Source organism: Citrobacter sp. Cs237, from assembly GCF_030332325.1.
GTDB classification, from domain to species: domain Bacteria; phylum Pseudomonadota; class Gammaproteobacteria; order Enterobacterales; family Enterobacteriaceae; genus Citrobacter_A; species Citrobacter_A sedlakii.
This window is the reverse complement of sequence record NZ_JAOWIB010000103.1, coordinates 114,225-137,344: the sequence shown is the minus strand read 5'-3', so window position 1 is coordinate 137,344 and position 23,120 is coordinate 114,225. Positions and strand designations below refer to the sequence as shown.

The window sequence follows — 23,120 nt, the reverse complement described above, 5'->3', positions numbered from 1 at the left end:
CCTGCTCATAAAATATACAACGCCATTTTTGCATTTAGACTTGCCAATTGCAATATCCGGGATATCACAGTCAAACTTAGCGCACACTTTTGCCTTTCAGACGACGCAAAAAATTACGCCATTTTTTCTTGTAGACCAAAAGATAGTAACCCAGATCTTTGCTCGTGTTTTCAATGCCATAATGACGTTCTAAATCGATTCTGTCTTTAGCCATCCGTTGACGAGAGGGTCTTTTTCCGGACAGGTCAATGATCCTTATCTCACCATCCTGTAATATAAAGTTACCCTTATGCGGGTCGCCTGAGACCATACCATGTTGGTGAAGTCCCTCGATCGAATGCTTAATCTTGCTCTTTATGTCAGACGAGATGTCAGACATGTCGGCCAGTTCCACACCTTCGATGTACTCAATAATCATGATATAGGTGTGGACATAACGCAGCGTTTTCACTTCTGCCAACAGATAAAAATCATTTAACGCATCATACCCTTCCTGGCGAACACGATCCGTCTGGTAGAAAAGTTTTTCGTAGTAGTCCCCTTTAACCAGCGATTTGAAAAATCGCTCAGTGTTTTTTACTTTAGGGTGAAAAATCTTCAGAATATATTTACCATGCTCGGTATCGATCAATACGACCTTGGTATCTTCAATACTACGAAAGACTTTTAATACGCTAAGATTGTGGTTAAGAAAATCAGTGAAAATATCGATGTATTTTTGCCCGTCTTGTTTAACGAAGACAGTATAATTTTTTATTTTTGTTTCAGTAATCATAATTGTGGGAAATTTATTTCGCTAAAATTTTTCGATAGAGATAGGCGGCGCCTGCGATTATTCCTTGTAAATAATGCTTCTGAACCAGAAGATGTTTATACCTTTTTTTGTACTCCACCATGGTTCTTGCATTTTTAGCCGGGACAGTCTGCCATGGTGATTTAACCTGCGCAGTGGTGAAATAAATAACAGAAGGATACTTTGCCCAAGCATGCCAGGGTTTAGTTGCCCCGGTATAATGAATCAATTTTGTATTATTTGTAATGACGTTTAAATAATTCAGATGTGTTTTATCTTTCAATTCACTTTTAATGGTATAAATAGTATTGTATTCGCGTGGTAAAAAGACCACTTTATCAATTAGCAGGATATTTAACACATCCTGATCGGGATATTTGAAAAATGGGGATTGACCTTCTTCTCCGGTTAACAGTGAAAGCGCATGTTCTGTTAAACACTGCGCCGTCCACTGCTGGAGATTGACTAACACAACACCAGAGTTAAAGTAGCGCCCCTGTAGATGATAAGCGGGTAAGCGCTCATCAACTTTTGCCTGGATAGAATCAACATCTTTAACAACCGCAGCAATTTTATCTGTCAGATCTATCGCTAAAAGTGCCTCAAGCGATCCTTTGCAGACAACATCGGCATCAAGATAGAGTAATCTATCCATTTTTTGACGAAGATAATTAAATGCAAACAGGCGAAAATACATTGCCCTGGACCAGACCTTTGTTCTTGGCAAAACTTCAAGGCAGCTCACGTTAATGGTGTAAAGCGAAATTTTAACGTGATACTGATTCGCAAGTAAGGCTATTTTTTCAATGAAGCCCTGGACATAGCGATCGCAAAGGATATGAAATTCGACATTTATTTTATTATGCAGGAGAACAGAAGAAATGGAGACACCCACGCCATCAAGATAATTCTCATCAATGCCATAAGAGATATGTAACGTTTCATCGCAGTCATTTAAGCGTTCATCAAAAACTTTAAACTCTGTTATCTCTATTTCAGGAAATGAGTTCACTGCATCACCTATAGTTATATTTATTTAACAAGCTTACTTTTAAAGTAATATAAATAATCCATCACACCAGCAACGTACTTTTTCTGATTAAACATGTGCTTTGCTGCATAGCGCAACTGATGGCTATTTTTAGGTTTTAGCAAGTCAACACTAGACCAGGGTGACAACTTTTTCGCATTCAAAAAGCTTTGAGCAACTGGATAATTTCCCCACTGATGCCATGGTTTTGTCGGGCCGATATAATGTATAAAAACGGTGCTTTCATTGACAGGGTTTAACACCCTTTCCTTTAATTCATAGTTAATGCTGAACTGGGTATTGAACTTTTTATCCACAAAACGCGCCTTGCCCACCAACAGCATATTGAGTACATCCTGATCCAGGTGCGTTATGCGCTGAACAACATCCGGATCGCGCAACATCTCAATGGCTTTACGCGAGATATCTTCCTGCGCCCAGCGAGGAATATTGATAAGTAAGAAGCCTGCATTGAAATAACCGGACACCAGACCCGGCGTTGCCAGACTGACCGAACGTTTCGTCCACCATTCGGTTTCTCCTTCGGCAACAACTGCTGCAATTTCGTGCTCGGTAAAATGCAGATCAACCAGTTCCTGAATGCTTCCTTTACAGGCAATATCCGCATCCAGGTACAGCACCTTATCGGTTTTACCCGCAAAGCGATCGGCGATGATAAATCGAAAGTATGTCGCGTAGGACCAGTTTTTTGTGCTGGGTAATGATTTGAGTTGCTCGCAATCCACTAAATGGACAGCGATACGAGTAGAATATTGTTTAGCCAGCGCATGAAAACGCGCACGATCGTCATCGCTGAAAAAATCTGTGAAGACATGAAATGCCAGCGGTATTTCTGGGTTAGCGATCAGAATAGAAGCAATGGATACGCCACAGCCAAACAGAAAGTTCTTGTCGATGCCATAGGCAATGTTAAAGCATTCAACATCACTATGCTCTGTATAATTATAATCTAAAGTCTGCTGAATGACTTTTTCGTCAAAGTACTTTGTCGTCATAGTGATCACTTATTATTTTTGGAAGATATTATGCTTTCTAAATTTTCAAAATAGACATCATTATAGAATTTTTCAATAGTCGCTGGAATCAGATTATTATTATATTTTATTTTGCCAGAAATAATATTGTTCAAATGATTAATATATTGTGTGATAACCCCGGGTGAGTACAGCTCGCCATTAATTCCCGGCTGTATCATATCCCGCGGACCTGACATACAGTCAGAACTGATACAAGGGATACCATACGACATGGCCTCAAGGATTGCCATACCGAATCCTTCAAAGGATGAAGTTAAAAGAAGCGCTGAAACATTTTGAATTTTATTATTTACCACATCCCACGGAGAACCCTGCCATCCATGCCAGGTAATACGTTCGCCAATCCCCAGGTCCTGCCCGTACTTTTGACATTTCTCAAAATCAGAACCATCGCCAATCACATGTAGTCGCCAATCACCTTCCGCTCGAGACAGCCCATCGAGCAAGTCCTTGATTCTTTTTTGCCCTTCGAACTTCATGCGCCCAACGTAAAGGAATACCGCAGGCTGACCCAGCTCAGGGGGATAAACGATAGTCGATTTTCTTGATACCGGATTAAAAATAACGCTGATTCGACTTTGCTCTATACCACGCGCTATCATCTGCTCTTTAATCCCGGAGCTTATTGCCAGATGGTAATCTGCATGGATGATACACTCAGCATGTTTTTTATGATCAAGCGAAAAATGCGGCCAGGAAAAAAGGGTGAAATCCACACCCGATTTTTTTCGCGCTTTACTGGCAAAAAGACAAGATAACACGTCAATGCAAATCACAACATCAGGCCGTGTTTCTTTTAGCCACTGGCTAAATGCATTAATATGCTTTGCGCGACGCAAAAAACCGAGTCGGGTGTTTGAGAAAGAGCATGAATAGTTGATATTATTCAACCATGCTTTATCCATTTTGTCATTTCGACAAAAGAAAAACATATCGCACGTATGCCCGAAGGGTTTTTCTTGTAAGTGGTTAATGACATCCCGGATAACCGTTTCCATGCCACCAAAACCTGAAACAGCCTCACCTATAAATGCTATTCTCATAATAAAACTCTAATATTTTTCATTATCTAACCTAGCATTAACATTTCTTAACCTATGATAATTTATTTTTTATTTCTTTTTTCAAGTTTTTGACAGTAGCTTTTAAATAAGTTTCAAAGTTAAACCGTGGAACCCAAGAAAAGACAGTATTCCAGGGTCTTGGAGAACCATGGAAGCATACAATCCTTGCATCAGAAGGCAGCTCTCCATTTGCGATGCCATCGTATAAATTTTGATTGAATCCAATCATTCCTGGCTTCGCTATATTTGCTTTATAACTTACTACTTTCCCTGGCAATATATCTTGCCAGCGTTGAGGAGTTGTAATTGAACCAATAAACCCCTGATCACCCCATAATTCTGGCGTCTGACATTTTTCCATTATCTCCATAGGATTATTTATAAATGCCTTCCAAACCTTTTCTTTATCTGCACATGAAATCTTCATTAATGAAGAGTTTACGTTATTAGGATCTCCAAAATCGCTAAGCATAGTTAAACCTTCAACTTTGAGAAAGTCAGATATATCCCCTGTTATTACCGTATCTAGATCCATATATAATATATCTTCTTTCCCCAAAACAGGGTGTTCTGGATTAAAAAGTTCGATTTTAGACCACCAGCCAGGCCAATTATATAAAAGAGGCGCGGTGTTTACACCTTTAATATACTTAGCATCGGTTAAACAAACTGAATTATAACCTACTAATTGTTTATGCAACCATTGGGCATGCTGTGTTGTAAAATCTTTACTTAATCGTAATACAGAAACAATAATCATAATATTTTCTTTAGCTGCTGAGTCGATGTGATAATAGTAAATTTTTTAAAGATTCTTTCTTATTGTACGTTCTTTTATCCGTGCAGCTTTTGCTTCAGCCTGGACAAGCAATTGCGACTCATCCTGTAAAATCGCGCTTAATGGCGCCTCAAAGTACACCTGCAAAAACCGCCAGATATCCCGCTGCGTCAAGCCAATATTCAGGGACGAGAAATACAAGCCGATCAGATCTTTATCGCGCCAGCGGCGAGGCACTTTGCTTCGAATTTGCGCACGATGGAGATCGATGACGGACACCTTAAGCTCGCTCTCATGCCCCGAAAAGGGCAGGTGCAGGAGAAAGTGGCAAATATAGCAGTCGCGGTGATTGATACCGGCCGCGTGCATTTTACGAACCATCGTTGCGACGCGGTGAATAAGCATTCGCTTAATCTTTACGTCAGGCGGGTTTGACGCCCATTCCGCGCAATAATCTTCCAGGCTGATAGTGGGCGTTAGATCTTCGGTAATAATAAACGAAGTTTTGGTCAGCGGATTTAAACCTTTCTCACCAAAACCCACTCCGTGCATAGTATCCACTCCCACATCCCGGAGACGATGGATGGCGTTCCACTCTCTGTCAGCTCCTAAAACCGGCATGCGTAGCGAAAGTAAATTTTTGACGATCTCTTTGAGAGAAGTGCCCCGATGCCATTTAAGGAAATAGCTTTTCTCCGCCAGTTCAAATCGCAGCGTACGGCGGGTTTCCAGTTCCCTGAAAACGTCTCCCTGCAGCGTTTTAACTTCCTCAAAAGCATCTTTACCGCGCCATAACGTGGCTAACGGTTCCTTCAGTTCAACCATCCAGACCACCTGTAATGATGTCGGCCGCTCTTTCCGGCAGACTGTACAAATCTTGCGTATCCGCATAATGGCGTGCGTTTTCAGCCCATGCGTTGCGCAATGATGGCTGCGTCAGCGCTTTACGTAAAATGTCGTTTAGTGCTTCTTGTTTCCAGGGCTCAGTGATGGCAACACCACAGTTAGCGTCTTCAATATAGTGGGCAAAACCACATACCGCCGACGTGAGGACCGGCAACCCGGCGGCAATCGCCTCAAGCAAAACGATACCCGCCGCTTCCTGGTAAGCAGGGTGCAGCAGTATATCAGCGGCGGCCATCAGCTCTGCCACATCATTACGCCCGGAGAAAAAATGCACATTACCCCGTACGCCGCGTTTTTCCGCCAGCGCTTCAAATTTTCTGGGCTTGTCCTGGCCAACAACATACAGCAGCGTATTGTGGCGCAGCGCCTCCGGCAGGGAAGCCAGCGCTTCAATCGATCGATCCACGCCTTTACGCGTAAAGTCGGACCCCACCTGCAACAACAAATTTTGCTGTCCGGCGATCCCGTTCTTCTGACGATAAACCTCGCGAGCGTCCGGGATTTGCGCACTGTATTTTCTGTCCGGATAGATCCCTGGCGGGAGGATATGGAAACGTTCCGCTTCGGTTTGATAATGCTTCTGGAAATCAGCAATCTGTTTATCGGTCAGCATCATCAGTTGCGTGGGCTTACCCTGTTCGAACGTCGCCCGTTCAAACGCCGCATAATGGCGGTAACGGGATGTCAGGCGATAGAAAAAACCTTTCTCCTGCGCAACCTTCTCGGCATAACAGACATCAGCGGCAAAATAGACATCCAGACCCGGCATTTTGTTAAAGCCGACGACCCGATCCACCGGATGCGCTCGCAGATGCGCCTGCACCCACGCGTAATACTCTGCATTACGTCCGTGGTTGGTCCGTGATTTTACCGGCACGTGAATCAGTTCGAATCCTTCGGGATATTCCCCTTCCCAGGACTGAGTGTAAACGCGAACCTGATGTCCACGCGCAGCGACGGTTTGCGCAATACGCAGGAAGTCACGTTGTAATCCGCCAAACGGAAAATACTTATACAGACAAAAAGCAACGATCATACCGACGCATCCATCCCAATAATTTGCGCATTTTGTGGCAACATTTTTTCAGTCGCCGCAATCACGTCCTCTGCAGGTATAACGGACATATATTTTTTATTTCGATCCAGTTCACGTCGCTGAGGCATTGTCTGATAATCTCCCGCCCAAAACTGAATAATATTGTCAGTCCAGGGACGCCAGAAAACGTGGTCTGTCGCGCCAAAAAGGCATATCACCGGTGTTTTAACCGCGGCGGCAATGTGTCCGGGTGCAGAATCGACGCCAATAAAGAGCACGGCATGGTCGATCAACGCGCCTAATTCAGGGAAGCGGGTTTTTCCCGCAAGGCCAGTAACCGGTTTGGTTTCACACCCCTGCGCGATTTCTTCTACGCAGGCTAAATCGTCTGCGGACGGGCCAGACGTCAGCACAACCTGATAACCACGACGTTCAAGGGCATCAATGACGCGGGAAAATTTTTCGTTATCCCAGCACTTAAATAATTGCCTTGCAGTTGGCTGAATCACCACATACTGGCGCGTCACGCCGAGTTTCGCCAGCTGCTGACGCATGTTTTCCCAGTGCTCTGGCAGATAACTCATCGTCGTTTCCGTTACCATATGCTCCAGCCCAAGCGGGCAGAGCGCAGACAATGTCCGCTCGACGACATGTTCGCCGCGGTAGGGAACGAGGTGCGTAAAACTGTTTTTCCAGAAGGCGGACTGACGGTTGGCAAAGTCCTGGGATATTTTTACCCTGGCATTCAGGCACCGGACTATCAGCGCCACTATCCACTGGTCGGTAAGATTAATGACCAGGTCATACTGATTGCTGCGTAAAGTCTTAATCAGCGAAAGCGCATTTTTGATTTTATCTGCCGTTCCCGCCCCCTTATTACTGATGCCATAAAGCGCATTTATCTCAGGGTTTTCAGACAAAATAGGTATCGTGTCCTGGTAAAGAAGCACATCGACTTTGGCGTCAGGATAATTTTTTTTCAGCGTACTAATAACGGGAGTGGTTAAAAGCATATCCCCGTGGAAACGCATCTTGATAACCAGAATTTTTCGAAAAGGCTTTTCCACACGCGACTCTTTTGTTGTGACTATCCGGTAATTTAAGCAGAAAAAAGCACGCTACCGCCCCAGGCTCAACAGCTACCTGATTACTGATACCGCACTGACTTTTATCCGCTAGTGTATCACTTCTTTCGCTGCGATCCGACACGAATAAACTTTAAGCAATTAGCGATTTTTTGTTTTTTAAATCAAATTGATAATTAATTTATCTGGGCTTTCTTAACGGCTTATCAAACGCACGATGCCCGCTTCAGGGCGCAAAAATCAATAAATCGCATAAAAATGCAAAAATTCTGTGTCTGACAGACTTTATTAGCCAGACTTAAGGCTATTTAAGTCAAAAACAGGAAAAGTAATGGTAAAGCCCTGGCTAAATACATAGAATCCCCAGCACATCCATAAGTCAGCTATTTACTATGCTCGAATTGCTTTACACCGCCCTTCTTTACCTGATTCAGCCGCTGATCTGGATACGGCTGTGGGTGCGCGGACGTAAGGCCCCGGCCTACCGTAAACGCTGGGGTGAACGCTACGGCTTTTACCGCCACCCTCTTAAGCCGGGCGGGATCATGCTTCATTCTGTCTCCGTCGGCGAAACGCTGGCGGCTATTCCTTTAGTTCGCGCGTTACGGCATCGCTATCCTGATCTGCCGATTACCGTCACCACCATGACGCCAACCGGCTCTGAGCGGGTTCAGTCCGCTTTCGGCAGCGATGTCCAGCACGTCTATCTTCCCTATGATTTACCCGATGCGCTTGGCCGCTTCCTCAATAAGGTCGACCCCAAACTGGTATTGATTATGGAAACCGAACTGTGGCCGAACCTGATCGCCGCGCTGCATAAGCGCAACATCCCGCTGGTCATCGCCAATGCGCGTCTTTCCGCCCGTTCTGCCAACGGTTACGCGAAGCTGGGGAAATTTATCCGCCGAATCCTTCGCCGTATTACGCTAATTGCGGCGCAAAATGAAGAAGATGGTCAGCGCTTTGTGACGCTGGGCGCGAAGAATAATCAGGTCACCGTAACCGGCAGCCTGAAGTTTGATATCTCCGTTACGCCGCAGCTTGCGGCAAAAGCGGTTACGCTGCGCCGTCAGTGGGCTCCCCACCGCCCGGTGTGGATCGCCACCAGCACTCATGATGGCGAAGAGAGTATTGTCATCGCCGCGCATCAGGCATTGCTCCACCAGTTCCCCAACCTGCTGCTGATCCTGGTGCCCCGTCATCCGGAGCGCTTCCCGGATGCGATTAATCTCGTTCGTGAGGCAGGTCTCAGTTACACCACTCGCTCTTCTGGCGAGGTGCCCTCGGCCAGTACCCAGGTGGTGGTTGGCGATACAATGGGTGAACTCATGCTGCTTTACGGCATTGCGGATCTCGCCTTTGTCGGAGGATCGCTGGTTGAGCGAGGTGGGCATAACCCGCTGGAAGCTGCCGCGCACGCGATCCCGGTGTTGATGGGCCCTCACACCTTTAACTTTAAAGATATCTGCGCTCGTCTGGAGCAAGCCAGCGGTCTGATTACCGTCACCGACGCCACCAGCCTCGCCAAAGAAGTTTCCTCTTTACTGACCGACGCCGATTATCGTAATTTTTATGGTCGTCACGCAGTTGAAGTGCTGTACCAGAACCAGGGCGCGCTCCAGCGCTTACTGCAACTGCTGGAACCTTATCTGCCACCGAAAACGCATTGAGGGCTGTTATGCAAAAACGGGCAATCTATCCGGGCACGTTTGATCCGCTGACCAACGGCCATATCGATATCATCACGCGCGCCACGCAGATGTTTGACCACATCATTCTGGCGATTGCTGCCAGCCCCAGTAAAAAACCCCTGTTTTCGCTGGACGAGCGCGTCGCCCTCGCGCGCCAGGCTACTGCGCACTTGCCCAACGTCGAGGTGCGGGGGTTCAGTGATTTGATGGCGAATTTTGCCCGCGAACAGCAGGCGACTATCCTGATTCGCGGACTCCGCGCCGTGGCGGATTTTGAATATGAGATGCAGCTGGCGCACATGAACCGTCATCTGATGCCAGAGCTGGAAAGCGTGTTTTTAATGCCGTCGAAGGAGTGGTCTTTTATTTCTTCGTCGCTGGTTAAAGAGGTCGCGCGCCATGCGGGCGATGTCACCCACTTCCTGCCAGACAATATCCATCAAGCGTTAATGGATAAGCTTAACTAAACGGCTAATGCCGGATGTCATCCGGCCATCTCTTTACGTTTTACTTCTGACAGCGGCGACAGTAAAACGTCGCCCGCTGGGCGTGTTTCGTCGCGATAATCGGCGTACCGCACACTCTACACGGCTCGCCCTTACGGCCATACACCTGCAGTTCCTGAGCAAAATAGCCCGGCTTGCCATCACTTTGCAGAAAATCTTTTAGCGTCGTCCCACCCTGCTCGATGGATCGCAGTAAAACGGCCTTAATCACCCGCACCAACAGTTCACAGTCCGCTTCAGACAACGACGATGCCAGGCGGTCAGGATGAATGCCTGCGGCAAACAGAGACTCACTGGCGTAAATATTCCCGACGCCCACCACCAGCTTGTTGTCCATCAGCCAGGGTTTAATCGCCGTTTTCTTTTTCACGCACTTCTGATGCAAATACTCGCCGTTGAAATCGTCGCTGAGCGGTTCAGGCCCCAGATGCGCCAGCACGTTATGCCCTTCCAGCACCTTCGTCCACAGCCAGGCGCCAAAACGACGAGGATCGGTGTAGCGCAGAACTTTACCATTGCTCATCACTAAGTCGACGTGATCATGCTTTTCAGCAGGAAGCTCTTCAGGAAGGATACGCAAGCTGCCCGACATTCCCAGATGGATAATGATCCATCCGTCAGGAAGCTCCAGCAGAAGATATTTGGCACGGCGCTGAACGCTGAGCACCGGCTGGTCGCTCAGACGATAGATCTCTTCAGAGACTGGCCAACGCAGACGGCCATTACGCACATGAGCATGCAGAATTTTGGCCCCGACCAGATGCGGCTCAATACCGCGGCGGCTGGTTTCGACTTCAGGTAATTCAGGCATAGCGTCTCCGGTTGTGTTTCCGTTCTCACTTATATGGGGACAGCCAGAAAACAAAAAACCCCGCCTGAGCGAGGTTTTTCGTTACAGCAAAGCGAGAATTATTTAATTTTCGCTTCTTTGTAGATCACGTGCTGACGAACAACTGGATCGAATTTTTTCAGCTCCAGTTTTTCCGGCTTAGTACGTTTGTTCTTCGTAGTGGTATAGAAGTGACCAGTACCAGCAGAAGAAACCAGCTTGATCTTCTCACGAATACCTTTAGCCATGATTTATTTCCTCTTTAAGTACTTAGTACTTTTCGCCACGGGCACGCAGTTCGGACAGAACTGTTTCGATGCCTTTCTTATCAATTACACGCATACCTTTAGCAGATACACGCAGGGTGACAAAACGCTTTTCGCTCTCAACCCAGAAACGGTGAGAGTGCAGGTTAGGCAGGAAGCGGCGTTTAGTCGCGTTCAGTGCGTGGGAACGGTTGTTACCGGTCACCGGACGCTTGCCAGTAACTTGGCAGACTCGGGACATGTCTATTCTCCAAAAATCAAATTAGCTCGAGCTTCGTATGGGGTATCGGCGCCTCGTCAGGCTTTACAGCCCGGTCATCGCATAGTTCTATTGAACTCTCGATTGCCAGGCCCAAATGCCAAACCCGAGATTCTCAAAGGTGGCGTAGTATACGCTGAGTCAGCGATGTGCTCAAGTCCCGAACAGACAAAGATCCCGATGGATCGCGCAAAGTCGGTCAAATCCAACCGCGTTCCGCAAAAGAAACGTACTCGCCGCGCCCCATAACAAGATGATCAAGCACACGGATGTCCATGAACTGGCAGCATTTTACCACACGCTCGGTGATGAGTTTATCCGCTTTGCTCGGCTCTGCACACCCCGACGGGTGATTATGGGCAAGGATCACCGCTGAAGCGTTAATTTTGATCGCCTGCCGAACAATTTCACGTGGATGCACCTCAACATGGCTCAGCGTCCCCGAGAAAAGGCGGCTATGTTTAATAACCTTGTGCTGAGCGTCAAGGAAAATCGCCATAAACACCTCACGTTCTTCGCCGGCGAACTGGCTGCGCAGAAACGCTCGCGTCATTTCCGGACTCAGTAACGGATTTTCTTCTTTAAGCCGAACGTCATAAAAGCGCCGCGCCAGCTCCGCAATTCCCTTCAACTGCGCATACTTTGCCACGCCAATCCCTGTGACCTTAACGAACTGGGCGTAGTCGGCAGTCAGCAAACCATACAAAGACCCAAAATGGTTGAGGATCTCTTTCGCCAACGTAAAAACATCTTTCCCCTGCGTTCCCGTACGTAAAAAGAGCGCCAGCAGCTCGGCATCCGTGAGCGTCTCAACCCCCTGCGCCAACAATTTTTCCCTCGGCCATCTGCACTCAACGGTTTCCATTTTTCTCTCCCCTCTGCCAGCGGGCATGTTGGCATAGCGCTTTTGGGGATTCGACGGTGAGTTTTCACGCCTGCGTAGCGCCTCGCAAAGTGATTCATGAGCGAGCACACGGCAGTTTAAGGATTGTGATAAAATGTCCGCCTTCTGGTGTCACCCAACAGGAAATATCATGATGAGCCTGGCCGGTAAAAAGATCGTTCTCGGCGTCAGCGGCGGCATAGCCGCCTACAAAACCCCTGAACTGGTGCGTCGCCTGCGCGAACGCGGCGCTGATGTCCGTGTGGCAATGACCGAAGCGGCAAAAGCCTTTATCACCCCACTGAGCCTACAGGCGGTTTCCGGGTATCCTGTTTCGGACAGCCTGCTTGATCCCGCAGCGGAAGCCGCAATGGGTCATATTGAGCTGGGAAAATGGGCTGATTTAGTGATTCTTGCCCCCGCCACGGCGGATCTCATCGCACGGGTTGCCGCGGGGATGGCCAACGATCTGGTTTCCACGATTTGTCTGGCGACACCGGCGCCCGTTGCCGTGTTACCGGCGATGAACCAGCAAATGTACCGCGCTGCCGCCACACAGCATAATCTGGCGGTGCTCGCCTCTCGCGGCCTGATAATCTGGGGACCGGATAGCGGTAGCCAGGCGTGCGGCGATGTCGGTCCGGGGCGGATGTTGGATCCCCTGACTATCGTTGATATGGCCGCGGCGCATTTTTCGCCTGTCAACGACCTGCAACATCTTAACATCATGATTACCGCGGGCCCGACGCGCGAGCCGCTCGATCCGGTGCGTTATATTTCCAATCACAGCTCCGGTAAGATGGGCTTTGCTATCGCCGCCGCTGCCGCTCGCCGTGGCGCAAACGTCACGCTGGTTTCCGGTCCGGTGTCATTACCCACGCCGCCTTTTGTACAGCGTGTAGACGTCATGACCGCACTGGAGATGGAAGCTGCGGTCCAGTCCGCCGTTAAGCAACAGCATATTTTTATCGGCTGTGCGGCGGTGGCAGACTATCGGGCCGCCGCCGTCGCCAGTGAAAAAATAAAAAAACAGGCCACGCAGGGTGATGAATTAACAGTAAAAATGGTCAAAAACCCTGACATTATCGCCGGGGTCGCCGCGCTGAAAGATTCTCGCCCCTTTGTCGTTGGGTTTGCCGCGGAAACAAATAATGTGGAAGAATACGCCCGGCAAAAGCGTATCCGTAAAAACCTTGATCTGATCTGCGCTAACGACGTTTCGCTTTCTAATCAAGGATTTAATAGCGACAGCAATGCGTTACACCTTTTCTGGCAGGATGGAGATAAAGTCTTACCGCTTGAGCGCAAAGCACTCCTGGGCCAATTATTACTCGACGAGATCGTGACCCGTTATGATGAAAAAAATCGACGTTAAGATTCTGGACCCGCGTGTTGGCAAGCAATTCCCGCTGCCGACCTATGCCACCTCCGGTTCTGCCGGACTTGACCTGCGAGCCTGTCTCGATGACGCCGTAGAACTGGCGCCGGGCGCAACCACCCTGCTGCCAACCGGCCTGGCTATTCATATCGCCGATCCGTCTCTGGCTGCCGTTATTCTGCCGCGTTCTGGCCTGGGCCATAAGCATGGTATCGTATTGGGCAACCTGGTGGGCCTGATCGATTCCGACTATCAGGGGCAGTTGATGGTTTCTGTCTGGAACCGTGGGCAGGACAGCTTCACCATTGAGCCAGGCGAACGTATTGCGCAGATGGTTTTCGTGCCGGTTGTGCAGGCTGAATTTAATCTGGTAGAAGATTTTGACGCCACCGATCGTGGTGAGGGCGGTTTCGGCCATTCCGGTCGTAAGTAAGGCATTACGCATCCCAATAACGTCATAACATCACCGCAAACGCCGGGTTTGCGGTCATAGTGTGGATGCTCGCCTGGCAAGTGCTTATTTTCAGGGGTATTTTGTAACATGGCAGAAAAACAAACTGCGAAAAGGAACCGTCGCGAAGAAATACTTCAGTCTCTGGCGCTGATGCTGGAATCCAGCGATGGAAGCCAACGCATCACCACGGCAAAACTGGCGGCTTCTGTCGGCGTGTCCGAAGCGGCGTTGTATCGTCACTTTCCCAGCAAGACTCGCATGTTCGATAGCCTGATAGAGTTTATCGAAGACAGCCTGATCACGCGTATCAACCTGATACTGAAAGATGAAAAAGACACCAGCACCCGTTTGCGTCTGATTGTGTTGCTGATTCTGGGATTCGGTGAACGTAACCCTGGGCTGACGCGTATCCTGACCGGCCATGCGCTGATGTTTGAACAGGACCGTTTGCAGGGTCGCATTAATCAACTGTTTGAGCGTATAGAGGCGCAGCTACGTCAAGTGCTGCGCGAAAAGCGTATGCGCGAAGGCGAAGGATACGTTACGGACGAAACGCTGCTGGCAAGCCAGATATTGGCCTTCTGTGAAGGCATGCTTTCACGTTTTGTGCGTAGCGAATTCAAATACCGTCCTACGGATGATTTCGACGCCCGCTGGCCGTTGCTCGCTGCGCAGTTGCAATAACAAAAAGCCGGATGGCGGTTTCGCCTTATCCGGCTTACAAAGAAATAACACAGCTCCGGTAAGCGCAACGCTACCGGGTCCGTAAATTACACACCATACGCTTCGCGATACGCCCGCACCGCCGCCAGATGACCAGCCATTTCCGGCTTCTCTTCAAGATAGGCAATCAGGTCTTGCAGGGTGATGATAGAAATCACCTGACAGCCGTAGTCGCGTTCAACCTCCTGAATGGCGGAGATTTCACCGCGACCCCGTTCCTGACGATCCAGAGAGATCAGCACGCCTGCCAGCGTCGCGCCGTTGGCCTGGATAATCTCCATCGACTCGCGTATCGCGGTACCGGCAGTGATCACATCATCGACCAGCATAACGCGCCCCTGCAGCGGGCTACCGACCAGGCTACCGCCCTCGCCGTGATCTTTCGCTTCTTTGCGGTTAAAACAGTACGGCAGATCTTTGTCATGGTGCTCAGCCAGCGCGACCGCGGTGGTTGTCGCAATCGGGATGCCTTTGTAAGCAGGACCAAAGAGCAGATCGAATTCAATTCCGGAATCCACTAACGCTTCGGCATAAAAACGGCCTAACAGTGCCAGATCGCGCCCGGTATTAAACAGCCCGGCGTTGAAGAAATAGGGGCTTTTGCGCCCGGATTTCAGCGTAAATTCGCCAAACTTGAGTACCTGTTTGTTAAGCGCAAATTCAATAAACTGGCGCTGATATGGTTTCATGGATTCGCTCCTCTTTCACTTTCATCATTTACGAAATCTGTTTCGAAAACCGCAGACAAAAAAAAGGCGACTCACTGGTCGCCTTAAAATCAATTTGCCAACGCCGCCTTCTGCGTCGCGACAATGGATTCGATTCCCCCCCGGGCCAACGCCAACAGGGTGAGCAGTTCTTCATGGCTAAACGGCTCGCCTTCTGCCGTGCCCTGTACTTCAATGATGCGCCCGTCTTCGGTCATCACAACATTCATGTCTGTTTCTGCAGCGGAGTCTTCGACGTACTCCAGATCGCAAAGCGCTTCGCCGTTGACGATCCCGACGGACACAGCCGCCACCATGCCTTTCATTGGATTGGTTTTTAGCTTACCGCTTGCCACCAGCTTATTCAGCGCATCGGCCAGCGCAACGCAGGCACCAGTAATGGATGCCGTACGCGTACCGCCGTCGGCCTGGATCACGTCGCAGTCCAGCGTGATGGTAAATTCGCCCAGCGTTTTGAGATCCACCGCAGCGCGCAGCGCGCGGGCGATAAGACGCTGGATTTCCATCGTGCGCCCACCCTGCTTACCTTTCGCCGCTTCACGTGCGTTACGGGTATGGGTCGCGCGCGGCAACATGCCATATTCCGCCGTGATCCAGCCCTGGCCCTGCCCTTTCAGAAAGCGCGGGACGCCTTCTTCAATCGAGGCGGTGCACAGCACTTTAGTATCGCCAAATTCGACCAGCACCGAGCCTTCAGCATGTTTTGTATAGTTACGGGTCAGGGTTACGGGACGCACCTGATTAGCGCTACGGCCTGCTGGACGCATATTGAAATCTCCGGCTTGAAACGAATGTGGCTGCGCATTATACGGACTTCCCGCTCTTATTCCTATCCTGACAAGGCCGGGATGGCTATAATCGTCCCATCTCTCCTTTAAAAACAGGAACGTCTATGATCCGCAGTATGACCGCCTACGCCCGGCGTGAAATCAAGGGTGAATGGGGTAGCGCGACCTGGGAAATGCGCTCGGTAAACCAGCGTTATCTGGAAACTTACTTTCGTCTGCCGGAGCAGTTCCGTAGCCTTGAGCCTGTTGTTCGCGAACGTATCCGTACGCGCCTGACGCGTGGGAAAATCGAATGCACGCTACGTTTTGAGCCCGACGCCAGCGCGCAGGGCGAACTTATTCTCAATGAGAAACTCGCCAAACAGCTGGTGAACGCGGCCAACTGGGTCAAAATGCAGAGCGATGAAGGGGAAATCAATCCGGTTGATATCCTGCGCTGGCCCGGCGTTATGGCAGCTCAGGAGCAGGATCTCGATGCCATTGCCGCTGAAATCCTGACCGCGCTGGACGGCGCGCTGGACGACTTCATTATTGCCCGCGAAACAGAAGGGCAAGCACTGAAAGCGCTCATCGAACAGCGTCTGGAGGGCGTCAGCGCCGAAGTGGTAAAAGTTCGCGCCCATATGCCGGAAATCCTGCAATGGCAACGTGAACGTCTGGTCGCCAAACTGGAAGACGCTCAGGTGCAGCTGGAAAATAACCGTCTGGAACAGGAGCTGGTGATGATGGCCCAGCGTATTGATGTGGCGGAAGAACTGGATCGCCTGGAAGCTCACGTCAAAGAAACCTACAACATCCTGAAGAAAAAAGAGGCGGTGGGCCGCCGTCTGGACTTCATGATGCAGGAATTCAACCGTGAATCGAATACGCTGGCGTCAAAATCTATCAATGCCGACGTCACTAACTCCGCCATCGAACTGAAAGTGTTGATCGAGCAAATGCGCGAGCAGATCCAGAATATCGAGTAAATGCCATCAAACGTCGCCCGCTGCGTTCGGGCGGCGTTACGTTTCCCTGAATATCAACTTATCTGCCTCCCAGGCATTATATTTTCTCATCATTATAACAACCTCTTTTTATCGAATACCCTATGTAAGATGGGTTGAGTGGCATAGTCGCATAAGCGAAATTTATTAAAAAGCCATTGCGTTAGAAAATCTCAATCGTGATATACCGCACAAATCGCTACTCTCTACCGCGCTAAAGATGAGGGAGAGCCATGCTGTTACATATTCTGTACCTGATAGGAATCACCGCTGAGGCCATGACGGGCGCGCTGGCCGCGGGTCGTCGCCGTATGGATACTTTTGGCGTCATTATTATTGCTACCGCGACAGCCATCGGTGGCGGTTCCGTTCGCGATATTCTGCTTGGTCACTATCCTCTCGGTTGGGTGAAACATCCCGAATACGTCATCATCGTCGCCACCGCCGCTGTTCTGACCACCATTGTGGCACCGGTGATGCCTTACCTGCGCAAACTCTTTCTGGTGTTAGACGCTTTAGGGCTGGTCGTCTTTTCAATAATTGGCGCCCAGGTCGCGCTGGATATGGGGCACGGCCCCATAATTGCCGTCGTTGCTGCCGTGACAACGGGCGTTTTCGGCGGCGTATTACGCGATATGTTCTGCAAACGCATTCCGCTTGTCTTTCAGAAAGAACTGTACGCTGGCGTCTCCTTCGCCTCCGCCGTGCTTTACATTATCTTGCAGCACTATGTCTCCAGCCATGACGTTGTTGTGATCTCAACGCTAATGTTCGGTTTTGTCGCACGTTTGCTGGCGCTCCGTCTTAAGCTGGGTTTGCCGGTATTTTATTATCGCCATGAGGGTCACTGAGCGCTAAAGCCATCAATACGCTGACTCCCCAGCCACTGGCTGAGCGCTTTTATTTCTGCGTGAGCGAGCCACTGGATAACCCATGCAGCACGGCGTGCGCCTGTTGCGGGAAGTTGCTGCCAGTAGTGTGCGCTGTTCGAGACCATCTGCTGCCATGAACGCGCCCCACTGGCATTTAACGCGGTCTGCGTCAGTGGTATTCCCATCGCCATTAGCCAGCGGGTAAACGGCTGTTTGCGGACGAGGTTGAACTGATGCCAAAGCTGCTCGCCTTTGGCCTGCGCTAACCCAGGCGTGTTCTTGATTTGCTCAGGCGTCAGAGCAAGCCACGAAAAGATATGCGCAAAATGATGATGTTGATGAAGCGCTCGCCAACCCGACTCACCTATCCCCTCTATCCCTAACGCGCCACGCGAGCCAATCCAGACCAACCGGGAGAGAAACTGCTCCTGGCATTCAGCGGTGGCATAGAAACAGGTCAACGAGTTATAGCGATTTTCCGGCGGCGCGGGTTTTGTCCGATCGCTAACGCGCCAGACCACCTTATCAATGCGCGGGATCCCTTGTCCGGCAAGGCTGACAAGAATATGATCGCCCGGCGCGATATCCCACTCTTGCCAGCGCCTGATCGAACCGAGATTCACCCGCTGCACCCGTTTATCATCCAGCATGACGGGAGCGAGCATCGCCACTACTGCAACTTTTCCGCTCTTACCGACCGTGAAATGGATCGCCGTGACTTCCGCCACCTGGGCCACTGGCGGATATTTCCAGGCCGCCAGCCAGTTTCCCTGCCCCGGCAACCAGTCGCGCGATGCTGGCTCGTCGCCAGTCCGGACAACGACACCATCGGTCACAAAAGGCAAGCCTGACGTCCACCACCGCGTGCGGGCACGCTCAACGTCTTCAGCGCTTTTCACTAACAGAGTATACTTTTCCGTCAACGTAAAGCCCGCAGCGCTCAGTTGCCTGAGTTTTACAGCCATGCGATCAGGTCCGTCGGGCCAGGCCCAGATGAAAACGCCCAGCGAACGTAATGCGCTGGCGTTATCCTTGCGCATCAACAGGCCAGCCACCTTTGAACGTGCATTCATGCCCCCCATTTTTTTCTGTATATGCCCCTCCCGGGGCAAAAAGATTTCACCCTGCAGAACGCTGTTTGCCAGCGCCCCCGTCACGGTCTGGGGAATGGCTGATATTCGCTGCGCTTTTGCGGTCCAGTCTTCGCCTTTCAGGCCATCGCCACGGCTGATCGCCTGGGTTAACGCGCCCTCCCGATACACCAGGGTAATCGCTACGCCATCCACTTTTGGTTGCACCCACAGATCGCCGCGCTCACGCATCCAATGTCGCACCGCGCGCTTATCCGTCAGCTTTTTAACACCGGTATGGGCAACCGGATGGGAGGCAGCGCCGCCAATAGCGGGCGGCAAGTCGCCGGGCAATACGTCTTCGCCAACGCAGCGCTGCCACTGAGCCAGTCGGGCACGCAACTGATCGTAAACGCCGTCCTCTACGTTGCTTTTCCCCTCCTTCCAGTAGGCGTCGTCCCAACGTGAAATCTGTTGTTGTAAACGGGATAACTCGTCCTGAGCTCTGGCCGCCGACCACGTCGGGCATAACCCCCAGACCTGCGAACACCACAGCAGCCCTACTATGATCGCTATCCCTCTTTTCATTACCGCCTCCCGTATCTGTTGGCGAGCAGGTATAGCGCGTCACACAGGTAAAGCCGAGCGGCAATATATTCTTTTGCGCACGGGCTTCCAGACATTCGCGGTTGTTGCAGAGAATGTCGGTTAAATCAGGAAACAGGCTCGCAAAACGCAACAATCTGGCGCAAAAAGTGTGACAAAAGCTACGTCGCGTTGCGGTGACGTGTATAATAAGCCCGTATGTAGGTTCAATTTGATAATCACATACGTAAGATACTCATGGCTCAAGGCACGCTTTATATTGTTTCTGCCCCCAGTGGCGCGGGTAAATCCAGTCTGATTCAGGCTTTATTGAAAACCCAACCGTTGTACGACACCCAGGTTTCTGTTTCTCACACCACGCGCGCGCCGCGCCCGGGTGAGGTTCACGGCGAACACTATTTCTTCGTCAACCACGATGAGTTCAGAACCATGATCGGTCAGGATGCCTTCCTTGAGCACGCCGAAGTGTTCGGTAATTACTACGGCACTTCGCGCGAGGCGATTGAGCAAGTTCTCGCAACGGGCGTGGATGTTTTTCTGGATATCGACTGGCAGGGCGCTCAGCAAATTCGGCAGAAAATGCCGCATGCGCGGAGTATCTTCATTTTGCCGCCCTCCAAAATCGAACTGGACCGCCGTCTACGTGGTCGTGGTCAGGATAGCGAAGACGTTATCGCAAAACGGATGGCGCAGGCTGTTGCAGAAATGAGCCATTACGCCGAATATGATTATCTTATTGTGAATGATGATTTCGACACCGCGCTGGGCGATCTGAAAACCATCATTCGCGCCGAACGTCTGCGCATGAGCCGCCAAAAGCAGCGCCATGACGCTTTAATCAGCAAACTGTTGGCAGACTGAACCCACTTTCAGTATTATGCCCAGTCATTTCTTCACCTGTGGAGCATTTTAAGTATGGCACGCGTAACTGTTCAGGACGCTGTAGAGAAAATTGGTAACCGTTTTGACCTGGTACTGGTCGCCGCGCGTCGCGCTCGTCAGATGCAGGTAGGCGGAAAGGATCCGCTCGTACCGGAAGAAAACGATAAAACTACCGTAATCGCACTGCGCGAAATCGAAGAAGGTCTGATCAACAACCAGATCCTCGACGTACGTGAGCGCCAGGAACAGCAAGAGCAGGAAGCCGCTGAATTACAAGCCGTTACCGCGATTGCTGAAGGTCGTCGTTAATCACAAAGCGGGTCGCCCTTGTATCTGTTTGAAAGCCTGAATCAGCTGATTCAAACCTACCTGCCTGAAGACCAAATCAAACGTCTTCGGCAGGCGTATCTCGTTGCACGTGACGCTCACGAGGGCCAGACACGTTCAAGCGGTGAACCTTACATCACGCACCCTGTTGCCGTAGCCTGCATTCTGGCCGAGATGAAGCTCGACTATGAAACGCTGATGGCCGCGCTGTTGCATGACGTGATTGAAGATACCCCCGCCACCTACCAGGACATGGAGCAGCTATTTGGTAAAAGCGTTGCTGAACTGGTCGAAGGGGTATCGAAGCTAGATAAGCTTAAGTTCCGCGACAAGAAAGAGGCGCAGGCCGAAAACTTTCGCAAGATGATTATGGCGATGGTGCAGGATATCCGCGTCATTCTCATCAAACTTGCTGACCGTACCCATAACATGCGCACACTGGGTTCTTTGCGCCCGGATAAACGTCGCCGCATCGCCCGCGAAACGCTTGAAATTTACAGCCCGCTGGCACACCGTTTAGGTATCCATCACATTAAAACCGAGCTGGAAGAGCTGGGTTTTGAGGCGCTGTATCCCAACCGCTATCGGGTAATTAAAGAAGTCGTCAAAGCCGCTCGCGGCAACCGTAAAGAGATGATCCAGAAAATCCTCTCTGAAATTGAAGGACGGCTACAGGAAGCAGGGATTCCCTGTCGCGTCAGTGGACGCGAGAAGCATCTCTATTCCATCTACTGCAAAATGGTGCTTAAAGAGCAGCGTTTTCATTCGATCATGGACATTTACGCCTTCCGCGTCATCGTTCATGACGCCGACACTTGCTACCGCGTGCTCGGCCAGATGCACAGCCTTTACAAGCCGCGTCCTGGCCGCGTGAAGGACTATATCGCCATTCCGAAAGCGAACGGCTATCAGTCGCTGCATACCTCAATGATCGGCCCACACGGCGTTCCTGTTGAGGTGCAAATTCGCACTGAAGATATGGATCAGATGGCGGAGATGGGGGTTGCGGCGCACTGGGCTTATAAAGAGCATGGCGAGACCAGCACCACCGCGCAAATCCGCGCTCAGCGCTGGATGCAGAGTCTGCTTGAGCTACAGCAAAGCGCAGGCAGCTCCTTTGAGTTTATTGAAAGCGTTAAATCCGATCTTTTCCCGGATGAGATTTACGTTTTCACCCCGGAAGGCCGCATTGTCGAACTGCCAGCCGGTGCCACCCCGGTCGACTTCGCTTACGCCGTGCACACCGACATCGGTCACGCCTGCGTGGGCGCTCGCGTCGACAGACAGCCTTACCCGCTGTCACAGCCGCTTACCAGCGGTCAGACGGTGGAGATCATTACCGCGCCGGGCGCTCGTCCCAATGCCGCGTGGCTTAACTTCGTTGTCAGTTCAAAAGCCCGCGCCAAGATTCGTCAACTGCTGAAAAACCTTAAACGTGACGATTCCGTTAGCCTCGGACGCCGCCTGCTCAACCATGCCCTGGGCGGTAGCCGTAAACTGGCTGAAATTCCGCAGGAGAATATCCAGCGCGAGCTTGAACGTATGAAACTGGCCACGCTTGACGACCTGCTGGCGGAAATCGGCCTCGGTAACGCCATGAGCGTGGTGGTGGCGAAAAACCTGCAGCAGGGTGAGGCGTCTACCACGACGGCGCAGCCTGCCGCAACGGGCCACGGACATCTGCCGATCAAAGGCGCAGACGGCGTACTGATTACCTTCGCCAAATGCTGCCGTCCGATCCCAGGCGACCCGATCATCGCCCACGTCAGCCCCGGTAAAGGCCTGGTGATTCACCACGAGTCCTGCCGTAACATCCGCGGCTACCAGAAAGAGCCAGAGAAGTTTATGGCCGTTGAGTGGGACAAAGAGACGGCGCAGGAATTTATCACCGAGATCAAAGTGGATATGTTTAACCATCAGGGCGCGCTGGCTAACCTGACGGCGGCAATTAACACCACGACCTCCAATATTCAAAGCCTGAATACAGAAGAAAAAGATGGTCGCGTCTACAGCGCCTTTATTCGTCTTACCGCGCGCGATCGCGTGCATCTGGCGAATATCATGCGCAAAATCCGCGTCATGCCGGACGTGATTAAAGTCACCCGTAACCGAAACTAGTTTT

At 50.6% G+C, this 23,120-nt stretch carries 25 protein-coding genes; 10 read left to right on the top strand and 15 right to left on the bottom strand.

The annotated features are described in order from the left end of the window. Positions 1–76: 76 nt before the first annotated feature. From rfaY to rfaQ, 8 genes are read right to left on the bottom strand one after another with little or no spacing between them, the layout of a single operon-like run. Entirely contained in the window at positions 77–775 is a 699-nt protein-coding gene (gene rfaY / locus OGY07_RS11180) for a lipopolysaccharide core heptose(II) kinase RfaY (RefSeq protein ID WP_042287017.1), read from the bottom strand. Positions 776–788: 13 nt separating this feature from the next. Then, the gene (locus OGY07_RS11175) at positions 789–1,805 is read right to left on the bottom strand and encodes a glycosyltransferase family 8 protein (protein WP_286600587.1); all 1,017 of its coding nucleotides are present in this window, start codon (positions 1,803–1,805) and stop codon (positions 789–791) included. A 20-nt stretch (positions 1,806–1,825) separates the two neighbouring features. Next, a complete protein-coding gene (gene waaO, locus OGY07_RS11170; protein ID WP_199957435.1) occupies positions 1,826–2,839 on the bottom strand; it encodes a lipopolysaccharide 3-alpha-galactosyltransferase in 1,014 nt (337 codons plus the stop codon). A gap of 5 nt (positions 2,840–2,844) precedes the next feature. Next, positions 2,845–3,924, bottom strand: a complete 1,080-nt coding sequence (gene waaB, locus OGY07_RS11165) for a lipopolysaccharide 1,6-galactosyltransferase (protein ID WP_286600584.1) — start codon at positions 3,922–3,924, stop codon at positions 2,845–2,847. Between the two features lie 52 nt (positions 3,925–3,976). Then, positions 3,977–4,705: a hypothetical protein gene (locus OGY07_RS11160; RefSeq protein WP_286600582.1), complete on the bottom strand. Its 729-nt coding sequence runs from the start codon at positions 4,703–4,705 to the stop codon at positions 3,977–3,979. Between the two features lie 45 nt (positions 4,706–4,750). Continuing rightward, positions 4,751–5,548, bottom strand: a complete 798-nt coding sequence (rfaP, locus tag OGY07_RS11155) for a lipopolysaccharide core heptose(I) kinase RfaP (RefSeq protein WP_286600580.1) — start codon at positions 5,546–5,548, stop codon at positions 4,751–4,753. Continuing rightward, positions 5,541–6,665, bottom strand: coding sequence for a glycosyltransferase family 4 protein (locus tag OGY07_RS11150; protein WP_181822327.1), 1,125 nt, complete (start codon positions 6,663–6,665; stop codon positions 5,541–5,543). The genes rfaP and OGY07_RS11150 overlap by 8 nt, the downstream gene beginning before the upstream one ends. Further along, entirely contained in the window at positions 6,662–7,732 is a 1,071-nt protein-coding gene (gene rfaQ, locus OGY07_RS11145) for a lipopolysaccharide core heptosyltransferase RfaQ (protein ID WP_286600577.1), read from the bottom strand. Before rfaQ ends, OGY07_RS11150 begins: the two co-directional genes overlap by 4 nt. Before the next feature lie 410 nt (positions 7,733–8,142). Between rfaQ and waaA the strand changes: the two genes are divergently transcribed. Both waaA and coaD read left to right on the top strand, forming a co-directional pair. Then, the gene (gene waaA, locus OGY07_RS11140; RefSeq protein ID WP_181822325.1) at positions 8,143–9,420 is read left to right on the top strand and encodes a lipid IV(A) 3-deoxy-D-manno-octulosonic acid transferase; all 1,278 of its coding nucleotides are present in this window, start codon (positions 8,143–8,145) and stop codon (positions 9,418–9,420) included. Between the two features lie 8 nt (positions 9,421–9,428). Next, positions 9,429–9,908 (top strand): pantetheine-phosphate adenylyltransferase, encoded by a 480-nt coding sequence (coaD, locus tag OGY07_RS11135; RefSeq protein WP_060570268.1) that lies wholly within the window; start codon positions 9,429–9,431, stop codon positions 9,906–9,908. Positions 9,909–9,948: 40 nt separating this feature from the next. On the opposite strand, the gene mutM is transcribed toward coaD, so the two are convergent. The 4 genes from mutM to radC form a co-directional block, all read right to left on the bottom strand. Beyond that, entirely contained in the window at positions 9,949–10,758 is an 810-nt protein-coding gene (mutM, locus tag OGY07_RS11130) for a bifunctional DNA-formamidopyrimidine glycosylase/DNA-(apurinic or apyrimidinic site) lyase (protein ID WP_042287044.1), read from the bottom strand. 98 nt (positions 10,759–10,856) lie between these two features. Then, entirely contained in the window at positions 10,857–11,024 is a 168-nt protein-coding gene (gene rpmG / locus OGY07_RS11125; protein WP_001051798.1) for a 50S ribosomal protein L33, read from the bottom strand. 22 nt (positions 11,025–11,046) lie between these two features. After that, entirely contained in the window at positions 11,047–11,283 is a 237-nt protein-coding gene (rpmB, locus tag OGY07_RS11120) for a 50S ribosomal protein L28 (protein WP_003024071.1), read from the bottom strand. Positions 11,284–11,500: 217 nt separating this feature from the next. Further along, a complete protein-coding gene (gene radC, locus OGY07_RS11115) occupies positions 11,501–12,166 on the bottom strand; it encodes a RadC family protein (protein WP_042287048.1) in 666 nt (221 codons plus the stop codon). A gap of 172 nt (positions 12,167–12,338) precedes the next feature. Between radC and coaBC the strand changes: the two genes are divergently transcribed. The 3 genes from coaBC (at position 12,339) to slmA (ending at position 14,700) form a co-directional block, all read left to right on the top strand. Next, positions 12,339–13,559: a bifunctional phosphopantothenoylcysteine decarboxylase/phosphopantothenate--cysteine ligase CoaBC gene (coaBC, locus tag OGY07_RS11110; RefSeq protein ID WP_181823223.1), complete on the top strand. Its 1,221-nt coding sequence runs from the start codon at positions 12,339–12,341 to the stop codon at positions 13,557–13,559. Then, a complete protein-coding gene (dut, locus tag OGY07_RS11105; protein ID WP_060570270.1) occupies positions 13,537–13,995 on the top strand; it encodes a dUTP diphosphatase in 459 nt (152 codons plus the stop codon). The genes coaBC and dut overlap by 23 nt, the downstream gene beginning before the upstream one ends. Before the next feature lie 108 nt (positions 13,996–14,103). Beyond that, positions 14,104–14,700 carry a nucleoid occlusion factor SlmA gene (slmA, locus tag OGY07_RS11100; protein WP_042287055.1) on the top strand — a complete coding sequence of 199 codons (597 nt, stop codon included), beginning with the start codon at positions 14,104–14,106 and terminating at the stop codon, positions 14,698–14,700. Between the two features lie 86 nt (positions 14,701–14,786). Here slmA and pyrE read toward each other — a convergent pair whose 3' ends face one another. Together pyrE and rph are read right to left on the bottom strand one after the other, a co-directional pair. Next, positions 14,787–15,428, bottom strand: coding sequence for an orotate phosphoribosyltransferase (gene pyrE, locus OGY07_RS11095; RefSeq protein WP_042287057.1), 642 nt, complete (start codon positions 15,426–15,428; stop codon positions 14,787–14,789). A gap of 89 nt (positions 15,429–15,517) precedes the next feature. Next, positions 15,518–16,234, bottom strand: a complete 717-nt coding sequence (gene rph, locus OGY07_RS11090; protein ID WP_042287059.1) for a ribonuclease PH — start codon at positions 16,232–16,234, stop codon at positions 15,518–15,520. Positions 16,235–16,359: 125 nt separating this feature from the next. Between rph and OGY07_RS11085 the strand changes: the two genes are divergently transcribed. Next, entirely contained in the window at positions 16,360–17,223 is an 864-nt protein-coding gene (locus tag OGY07_RS11085; RefSeq protein WP_042287061.1) for a YicC/YloC family endoribonuclease, read from the top strand. 251 nt (positions 17,224–17,474) lie between these two features. Continuing rightward, the gene (locus tag OGY07_RS11080; RefSeq protein WP_042287064.1) at positions 17,475–18,092 is read left to right on the top strand and encodes a trimeric intracellular cation channel family protein; all 618 of its coding nucleotides are present in this window, start codon (positions 17,475–17,477) and stop codon (positions 18,090–18,092) included. On the opposite strand, the gene ligB is transcribed toward OGY07_RS11080, so the two are convergent. Beyond that, entirely contained in the window at positions 18,086–19,771 is a 1,686-nt protein-coding gene (gene ligB, locus OGY07_RS11075) for an NAD-dependent DNA ligase LigB (protein WP_286600559.1), read from the bottom strand. The genes OGY07_RS11080 and ligB overlap by 7 nt on opposite strands. Before the next feature lie 255 nt (positions 19,772–20,026). Here ligB and gmk point away from each other — a divergent pair, with 255 nt between their 5' ends. From gmk to spoT, 3 genes are read left to right on the top strand one after another with little or no spacing between them, the layout of a single operon-like run. Then, a complete protein-coding gene (gmk, locus tag OGY07_RS11070) occupies positions 20,027–20,650 on the top strand; it encodes a guanylate kinase (protein WP_042287070.1) in 624 nt (207 codons plus the stop codon). Between the two features lie 54 nt (positions 20,651–20,704). After that, positions 20,705–20,980, top strand: a complete 276-nt coding sequence (gene rpoZ, locus OGY07_RS11065) for a DNA-directed RNA polymerase subunit omega (RefSeq protein ID WP_000135058.1) — start codon at positions 20,705–20,707, stop codon at positions 20,978–20,980. Between the two features lie 18 nt (positions 20,981–20,998). After that, positions 20,999–23,116: a bifunctional GTP diphosphokinase/guanosine-3',5'-bis pyrophosphate 3'-pyrophosphohydrolase gene (spoT, locus tag OGY07_RS11060; RefSeq protein WP_042287072.1), complete on the top strand. Its 2,118-nt coding sequence runs from the start codon at positions 20,999–21,001 to the stop codon at positions 23,114–23,116. Positions 23,117–23,120 lie beyond the last annotated feature (4 nt).